The organism is Sphingomonas cynarae (genome assembly GCF_039537815.1).
Lineage (GTDB): Bacteria > Pseudomonadota > Alphaproteobacteria > Sphingomonadales > Sphingomonadaceae > Sphingomonas > Sphingomonas cynarae.
The window spans coordinates 91629-99051 of the sequence record NZ_BAABBF010000011.1 but is presented as its reverse complement, the minus strand read 5'-3'; the positions used below and the strand labels follow the sequence as shown (position 1 = coordinate 99051).

Below are 7423 nucleotides of genomic sequence, written 5' to 3'. Positions count from 1 at the left end.
TGGAGCAGCCCGGTAGCTCGTCAGGCTCATAACCTGAAGGTCACAGGTTCAAATCCTGTCCCCGCAACCAAACACCCGACATACACCACCGCCTCGGTAGCTACACGCTCCGAGGTTCTTTGCGTTTGTGCTGAAATTCTCCCGGTAGGGCAACGGCATAGAACAGATCGTTGCCCATGACCCAACCGTGGAGGATGACGCCGGCTCATGTGATCCACGGACCGCGGGGTAGCCGCCTGCACTTCCGGCGAAACCTGATTTCCACCCTCGGGGGATCGTGGCCGGACCGGGATCGTTACCGGTGGCAGCGCACCTTGTCTGGTCGCGCTACTGTCCCGAAAAGGCCGATGCCCATGAACGCTGCCGATGTCTTCACGACGCTTGATATCGAACTGAAACCCGATCCCTCGCGCACCGTGATCCGGCCGTTCAGCTTTGGCTACCCCGCCGCCTTCGCCGATGGCCATCCGCCGCGGCCCGAAGCGGTGGTCGATCGTATCCAGGCGCTTGATACCTCGATGCGGGCGCGGATGCGCGATCTGCTCCTCGCCGCCATGAACGACCGGCACCGCAATGCCGAGCAGGTACTGCTGCGCCGCTTCGAGGAAGTGCGCCCGGATATCGGTGAGGGGGACTTCGATCATGACGAACGCGTGCTGATCGGCGCCTATTTCAGCCAGGAATATGCCTTCGAATCCGCCGCGCTGTTCAACCCCAGCATCGTCACGCTGACCGAGTTGACGCCGTCGCAGCCGGGGGCGGTGCCCTTCATCCTGTCGCTACGCGGGATCGGCGAGGGGCATATCTCGTCGATCACCTTCCGCACCGGTGAATGGGGGCCGGGCGACCGGCTGGTGATCGATCCGCCGAGCCCGGAGGCGGTGCCACCCCGGATCGAGCGGCAGGACGACGGCTGGGTCCGGCTGGTCTGCGAGGACAGCGAGGACCTGTCGGAGACGATCATCTTCCCGATCCTCCCCAGCCAGCGACAGGGCGTGGAGGATCTCCGCCTCGTCAACTTCACCGATCATGACGGCGTGCGCAGCGTGATCGGCACCTATACCGCCTATGACGGCAAGGATGCGCGGCAGGAGATGCTGCGCGGCGTCGACCTGCGGACGGTCGAGATGCGGCCACTGACCGGCGCGATGACCGGATACAAGGGCATGGCGCTGTTCCCCCGCCGGATCGACGGGCAGTTCGTGATGCTGGGGCGGCAGGACAACGAGAATATCTGGCTGCTGCGCTCCGACGATCTCTACACCTGGGACACCGGCACCCCGATCATGGCGCCGAAATATCCGTGGGAATTCGTGCAGATGGGCAATTGCGGCTCTCCGATCGAGATCGACGAGGGCTGGCTGGTGTTCACCCACGGCGTCGGCATGGTCCGGGGCTATTGCGTCGGCGCCTGCCTGCTCGACAAGGACGATCCGTCCAAAGTGCTGGCCCGCACCCCCTCTCCCCTGCTGTTCCCCAGCGCCGAGCAGCGTGGCGGCTATGTCCCCAACGTCACCTATAGCTGTGGCGGGCTGCTGCACGAGCGCCGCATCCTGCTGCCCTATGCGATCGGCGACGAGTTCAGCGCGTTCGCGGTCGGCCGGGTTGACGATATCCTGTCGGTGATGGTGCCGGCCTGAACATGGACGGGCCATGGCGGCCAACCCGGTGCTGGTGCGTTGCGTCAGGGTGATCCAGCGAAGGAGTTGACGTGACGGCATCGCCTTCCACCCATCCCGGCCCTACGCTGCTGGCCGATATAGCGACGCTGGAGACGCCCTCGCAGGCGCCGCACACGCTGCGGCTGCCGCCGGCGATGGTCGCGACGATGGCGGCGCAGTGGCGGGCCAGCTTTCCGGGCGGGCACCAGCACGAACAGGGCGGGACGATCGTCGCGGATCGCCACGGCGCCCTGTCGATCCAGAACATCGGCGGGCAGCGCGGCGTGTTGCACAGCAACCATCACCTGTTCCTGCCCGATATCAAGCTGCGCGATGCCGCCCATTACCGGGTCGTCGGTACGTTTCACACGCACCCCTATGACAAGGCGAACGGCGGGGCGACGGGGGTGCCGCAGAGCGGTGCCGACATGGGGGTGCTGATCCTGATGACCCCGTTCCTGCTGTCGATCGTCCAGTCGGGCAGCCAGTTGTTCGCCTTCGTCAAGACGCGGCTGACCCCCAGCTATGTCGACAAATGGGAACTGCACAAGAACACTCAGGAGGAGGTGTGGATGCGGATGAAGGCGGGGCAAAGCTTCGAGGTCGGCAGCCGGAAGATGGCGGAGGGACACGCGCTGCGGTTCGGTTTCGCCTATTATCGCGGATCGGGCAGCGTCCTCACCCGGTCCTGACCCCGACGGCTGCCCCACCCCGTTCAGATTGGGTTGGGTCTGCCCCGCTATCGGCGCGTCCTCCGCCCGAAGTGCCGGCGGCTGGAGTATCCCGTTGAGCCTTGCCGTCGTCGCCACCTGGTCCGTCTGCGCCGCGGCGATCGGCGGTGTCGTCGCGCGGCCGTTCCGCTGGCCGGAGGCGGTGTGGGCGATCGCGGGGGCATCGGTCCTGCTGCTGGCCGGCCTGATCGCGCCGGGGGCGGCGTGGACGGCGGTGGGGCGCGGCCTCGACGTCTATCTGTTCCTGATCGGCATGATGCTGCTGAGTGAAACCGCGCGCGAGCATGGCCTGTTCGACTGGATCGCGGCCACCGCGGCGATCCATGCGCGCGGATCGTCGCCGCGGCTGTTCCTGCTGATCTACGCGGCCGGCATCGTCACCACCACCTTCCTGTCCAACGATGCCACCGCCGTCGTCCTGACCCCCGCCGTCTATGCCGCGGCGCGCAAGGCCAGGGCGGAGCCGTTGCCGCTGCTGTTCGCCTGCGCGCTGATCGCCAATGCCGCCAGTTTCGTGCTGCCGATCTCCAACCCCGCCAATATCGTCCTCTATGGCGGCACGATGCCGCCCCTGGGGGAATGGCTGGGGTCGTTCGCCCTGCCCTCGGTCGCGTCGATCGTGGTGACGTTCCTGGCGTTGCGCTGGATCGAACGACGCCGGATCGCGGGGACGTGCGCCACGGATATCGCGCGCATGCCCCTGTCCGCCGGCGGGCGGGCGGCGCTGGCCGGGATCGTCGGCACCGCCGGGCTGCTGCTGGTCGTATCCGCATTCGACATCGCCCTCGGCCTGCCCACCGCGCTGGCCGGGACCGCGACGACGCTGGGCGTCTGCGCGCTGGTGCGAGACTCGCCGCTGGTGCCGGTCCGGTCGGTGTCGTGGAGCGTGCTGCCGCTCGTGGCGGGGCTGTTCGTGCTGGTCGAGGCGCTGACGCTGACCGGGGTCACCGGCCAGATCGCCGCGCTGTTGCAGGCGGTATCGGCCGACCCGGCGCGCGGCGCGGCGATCGCGGGGACGGTGCTGGCCTTCGGATCGAACGCGATGAACAACCTGCCGGCGGGGCTGTTCGCCAGCATGGCGGTGGCCCAGGCGCAGCCGCCCCGGATCGTGACGGATGCGCTGCTGATCGGCGTCGATCTCGGCCCCAATCTGTCGATCACCGGATCGCTCGCCACCATCCTGTGGCTGCAGGCGATCCGGCGTGAGGGGGAGGATGTCGGCTTCCGACAATTCCTGAAGGTCGGTGCGGTGACGATGGTGCCCGCGCTGATCGCCGCGCTGGGCACGCGGCTGATGCTGGGCTGAGGGGAAATGACGATGACGATGGCGACGCACCCGGACGGGCGCGACGGGGCGGACAGACGGGTGCCGACCCGCACGCTCGATGCGCTCAATTTCTTCCTGGCGGACGTGCGCGACGGGCTTGGCCCCTATCTCGCCATCTATCTGATCGCGGTGCGCGGGCCGGCCCATGGCTGGAACGAGGCGACGGTCGGCGTCGTGCTGACCATCGCGGGTATCGTCGGCCTGTTGTCGCAGACCCCGGCGGGGGTGCTGATCGACCGGGCGCGCAACAAGCCGCGGATCATCATGATCGCCGCGCTGCTGGTGACGATCAGCAGCGTGTCGCTGCCGGTCGTGTCCGGCTACACGATGGTCGCGATCACCCAGTCGGTCGCGGCCGCGGCCGGCGCGGTCTTCGCTCCCGCCATCTCGGCGGTCACGCTCGGGCTGGTCGGGCCGAAACTGTTCGCCCGCCGGGTAGGCCGGAACGAGGCGTTCAACCATGCCGGCAACGCGGTATCGGCCGGGCTGGCGGGGGTGCTGGCCTGGTCGTTCGGCCCGGTGGTGGTGTTCTGGCTGATGGCCGCGCTGACCGTGGCGAGCATCGCGGTCGCGATGCGGATCAGGAACGGCGACATCGACAACGCCGTGGCCCGTGGCCTCGACTGCGAGCCCGACGGGGACGGGGGCGAGGATTGCGCGCAGCCGGGCGCATGGCGCTGCCTGATCGAGAACCGGCCGCTGATGATCTTCGCGGGCGTCGCCTTCACCTTCCACCTCGCCAATGCGGCGATGCTGACCTCGGTCGGGCAGTTGCTGGCGAAGACGGTGGGCAAGGATCAGGCCACCTCGCTGACCGCGGCGTGCATCGTCGCGGCGCAACTGGTGATGGTGCCCGTGGCGATCATCGTCGGGCGCAACACCGAACGCTGGGGGACCAAGCCGATCTTCCTCGTCGCGTTCGGCTTCCTCGCCGTGCGCGGCGCGCTCTACACCGTGTCGAACGATCCGTGGTGGCTGGTCGGCGTGCAGGCGCTGGACGGGATCGGCGCGGGCATCTTCGGCGCGCTGTTCCCCGTCGTCATCGCCGACCTGACCAGGGGATCGGGGCGGTTCAACGTCAGCCAGGGCGCGGTCGCGACCGCACAGGGGCTGGGCGCCGCCCTGTCGGCCACGCTGGCGGGATCGATCATCGTCTGGGCGGGCTACAGCGCCGGTTTCCTGACGCTCGCCGTGATCGCCGCGACCGGCTTCGTCCTCTATCTGGTCGCGATGCCGGAGACGAAGCGGGGGTAACTGGTCAGCCTCGCCGCAACGCCGCCAGCGCCGCGGCAAAGGCGGGGTCGGCGCGGCGGGTGCCGTCCGCGGTCGTATGGAGCAGGCCGTTGGGGCATGGCCGCTCGTCGTCCCAGCCGGGATGGTCGAGGATCGGATAGAGGCAGATGCCCGCCACCGGCACGCCCAGCGCCTGCGCCCGTTCGACCTCGCCGGCGATATGCGCCAGCCAGATCGGGCGTTCGTCGCCCTCGATCCCCGTCTCCGCCACGAAGATCGGGCGGCCGTAGCGGGCATAGGTGTCGGCGAGGATGCGGTGGAACGGCCTGGCCAGCGGATGGTGGCGGTCGATCGGCGGGCCGCCATGGATCCACTGGTTGTTGTGGTAGTAATTGACGCCGACGATATCGAGCAGGTCGGGCCGTCCGCCGATCTGCGGCCAGATGCGGCCCGAAATCAGGTCCCACCCCTGGAACTGCGCCTGCCGGTGTCCCTCCGCATGGGGGGCGTCCCATGGCCGGGCGGGATCGGTAATGACGTTGATGACCGGGTCGACATGGACGAAGCGCGCGGCCGGATCGATGCGGCGGATGGCGTCCATCGCGGCGATCGCGGCGCGGGCCAGTTGCACCTTCAACTCATAGCCGCGCCCCCGCGCGAAGGGGTTGAGGTACGCCGCATCGCCCCCGCCCCATGACAGGAACGAGATCTCGTTGACCGGGCAGTAGAAGCGCGTGCCCATCGTCCGCGCGGCGACCACCTGTGCGGCCGCGGTGGCGAAAGCGGCGAAGCGGGTGACGAAGGCGGGGCTCCACACATCGATATCGTCGGGCCAGCCATAATGGAGCAGGTCCCAGATCACCTCCGTTCCGCTGGCGGCTGCGCCGGCAAGCTGGTGGTCGAGGCTGGACCAGTCATAGACGCCGGGGGTCGGCTCGATCAGGTGCCAGCGCAGGCCGTCGCGGACGGTGCGGATGCCGTGCGGGTGGAGGCTGCGGTAATCATGCTCCGCCTGTACGTCGTGGCGGGTGGCGGCGATCACGTCGACCCGCCGACGATCATGCGCGCGGCGATGCGTCGAGCATTCGAACCCGCCCTGCCAGAAACTGCGGAACAGCGGCGTCGGAGCGGGCGGTGGCGGCGGACGGCGGACCGCATCGAACAGACGCTGCCACTGCGGCACCACCACCTCGACCGCATAGTCGCGGGCGACCTTCGCATGGAGCGCCGTGCCCAGCTGGCGGCGCAGGGGCGCATCGTCGATCAGGCGCAGCATCGCCGCGGCGATGGCCGGCGGGTTCTCATGCGGCACGAACAGGCCGCTGGTGCCGTCCTCTATCTGCTGGAGCGCGCCATTGTCGGGGGTGGCGATCACCGGCAGCGAGGCCGCGCCCGCCTCGGCGATGACGTGCGGCATCCCCTCCCCGCGCGACAGCCAGACGAAGATGTCAAGTGCCGCGAGCAGCGCCGGGATGTCGCTGCGGTCGCCGAGGAAGGTCAACGCGCCGGCCAGCCCCGCCGCCTGCGCCTGTTCGCGCAGTCGCACCGCATAGTCGGGCATGAAGGCATCCGCCCCGCCGATGACGAGGAAGCGCGCATCGGGGCGGACGGCATGGACGAGCGCGGCCGCGGCGATGAAGTCTTCGACCCGCTTCTTGGCATCCAGCCGGCCAACCCAGCCGATCAGCGGCACGGTATCGCCGATGCCCAGTGCCATACGCGTCGTCGACCTGTCGACAGGTCGATAGGCCGACATGTCCACCATCGAGGGGATTTCGATCGCATCCCCCTCCCGCCCCGGCATCCGCGACGCCGCGGCATCGCGGATCGACGCGCAGACGCCGACATAGCGGGTGGTGAAATGCTTGGGGCCGGCCAGTGCCTCCGACACCAGCCCGCCATGCTCGATCAGGGGCGGGCGCAGGTGCAGGCGTTCGAGCGCGGGGTAGATGTCGGCGACGTTCTGGCACGACACCACCGCGTCGTAGCCGGGGACGATGCTGGCGAGGTACGCGACCGTTTCGTCGAATGACAGGTGATAGGGGGTGGTGTCGACCTTTACCCCGATCGCGGCCAGCTGCGCGTGCGTCTGGTCGGGCATCCCCGGTTTATGGAAGCAGGCGACGACGTCGATCGTGTGGCGCGCGGGATCGAGCGATTGCGCGAGCAGCCGCACCTCGGTTTCCTCGCCGCCCACGACCAGCCAGGCGAAGACGAACAGGATGCGCATCGGGGGGGCGGTATCAGGGATCAATCGACGTTTCCTGCCAGCCTGCCGTGGTAGCCCCGGCCCTGAGCGGGGCCTTCGCGAAAGTTCGTATCGCCACCCCATACCGCCACCCCGGCGGAGGCCGGGGCCCAGTTGGGCGAACGGTGGTGATGACTCACGATGGCTATCCCAACTGGACCCCGGCCTCCGCCGGGGTGGTAGAGCGGGTCTTGCCCGGGTCTCGCCCCGAACGACGGGGCAG

Annotated in this window: 5 protein-coding genes; 4 read left to right on the top strand and 1 reads right to left on the bottom strand. The window is 68.8% G+C overall.

Features of this window, described 5'->3' with window-relative positions:
* Window positions 1-353: 353 nt before the first annotated feature.
* From ABD719_RS17220 to ABD719_RS17205, 4 genes are all read left to right on the top strand, one after another.
* Entirely contained in the window at window positions 354-1640 is a 1287-nt protein-coding gene (locus tag ABD719_RS17220; RefSeq protein ID WP_344694597.1) for a glycoside hydrolase family 130 protein, read from the top strand.
* 71 nt (window positions 1641-1711) lie between these two features.
* On the top strand, window positions 1712-2353 hold the full coding sequence (locus ABD719_RS17215) for a hypothetical protein (RefSeq protein WP_344694596.1): 642 nt from the start codon (window positions 1712-1714) through the stop codon (window positions 2351-2353).
* Window positions 2354-2447: 94 nt separating this feature from the next.
* Window positions 2448-3698 (top strand): arsenic transporter, encoded by a 1251-nt coding sequence (locus ABD719_RS17210; protein ID WP_344694595.1) that lies wholly within the window; start codon window positions 2448-2450, stop codon window positions 3696-3698.
* Window positions 3699-3710: 12 nt separating this feature from the next.
* The gene (locus tag ABD719_RS17205) at window positions 3711-4973 is read left to right on the top strand and encodes an MFS transporter (RefSeq protein ID WP_344694594.1); all 1263 of its coding nucleotides are present in this window, start codon (window positions 3711-3713) and stop codon (window positions 4971-4973) included.
* Window positions 4974-4977: 4 nt separating this feature from the next.
* Here the strand turns inward: ABD719_RS17205 and ABD719_RS17200 are convergent, their stop codons facing one another.
* The gene (locus ABD719_RS17200; protein WP_344694593.1) at window positions 4978-7206 is read right to left on the bottom strand and encodes a glycosyltransferase family 4 protein; all 2229 of its coding nucleotides are present in this window, start codon (window positions 7204-7206) and stop codon (window positions 4978-4980) included.
* Window positions 7207-7423: the final 217 nt, after the last annotated feature.